Below are 1,208 nucleotides of genomic sequence, written 5' to 3'. Positions count from 1 at the left end.
ATTACTCAACTATTTTAGTTACGACACCAGAACCAACTGTTCTTCCGCCTTCTCTTATTGCAAACCTCAACCCTTCATGCATTGCTACCGGTGTTATGAGTTCTACATTCATATCTATATGGTCTCCAGGCATTACCATCTCTACTCCTTCCGGAAGTGCAATGGTCCCCGTTACATCTGTGGTCCTAAAATAAAACTGCGGCCTGTATCCATTGAAAAACGGTGTGTGCCTCCCACCCTCTTCTTTCTTAAGTACATATACCTGACCTACAAATTTCTTGTGCGGGTGTACTGTACCTGGTTTCGCAAGTACCTGACCTCTCTCTACTTCATTCCTCTGTATACCTCTCAGAAGTACACCTATGTTGTCTCCTGCCATTGCCTGGTCAAGCAGCTTCCTGAACATCTCTACTCCTGTACATACTGTCTTCTTCTTCTCCTCTTGAAGTCCTACTATCTCCAGTTCGTCTCCTATTTTTAATACTCCACTCTCTACTCTTCCTGTCGCTACTGTCCCTCTTCCTGTAATTGTGAATATATCCTCTATTGGCATCAAGAATGGTTTGTCTGTTGGTCTATCAGGTGTCGGTATATAATTGTCAACTGCATCCATCAGCTCATATATACATTTCGTCGCTTCTGCATCATCCGGATTCTCCAGTGCCTTAAGTGCACTGCCTACTATTATTGGTACTTCATCTCCCGGAAATCCATATTCACTTAAAAGATCCCTTACTTCCATCTCTACTAATTCCAGTAACTCAGGATCATCCACCTGATCTGCCTTATTTAAAAATACTACTATATGCTGTACTCCTACCCTGCTTGCCAGTAGTATATGTTCCCTTGTCTGCGGCATTGGACCATCTGCAGCACTCACTACCAATATTGCTCCATCCATCTGTGCTGCACCTGTTATCATGTTCTTTACATAATCTGCATGCCCTGGACAGTCTACATGTGCATAGTGTCTCTTATCTGTCTCATATTCCACATGCGCTGTATTTATCGTTATTCCTCTCTCTTTCTCCTCTGGAGCTTTATCTATCTCATCATACTTTGTTGCCGATGCCTTCCCCTCTTTCGCTAATACCATGGTTATTGCTGCTGTCAATGTTGTCTTACCATGATCTACATGCCCTATCGTTCCTATATTTACGTGCGGTTTCGTCCTTTCAAACTTCTCTTTTGACATTATTCTTCCTCCT

At 42.8% G+C, this 1,208-nt stretch carries 1 protein-coding gene; it reads right to left on the bottom strand.

Annotated features, from left to right (window positions below):
- Position 1: 1 nt before the first annotated feature.
- A complete protein-coding gene (gene tuf, locus ACFHWD_RS20585; protein ID WP_150355427.1) occupies positions 2-1,195 on the bottom strand; it encodes an elongation factor Tu in 1,194 nt (397 codons plus the stop codon).
- Positions 1,196-1,208: the final 13 nt, after the last annotated feature.

It is taken from the genome of Clostridium sp. MT-14 (genome assembly GCF_042436595.1).
In the GTDB taxonomy this organism is placed as follows: Bacteria; Bacillota; Clostridia; order Clostridiales; family Clostridiaceae; genus Clostridium_B; species Clostridium_B aromativorans.
The sequence above is the reverse complement of the archived record's forward strand: the minus strand, read 5'-3'. Positions and strand labels throughout refer to the sequence as shown.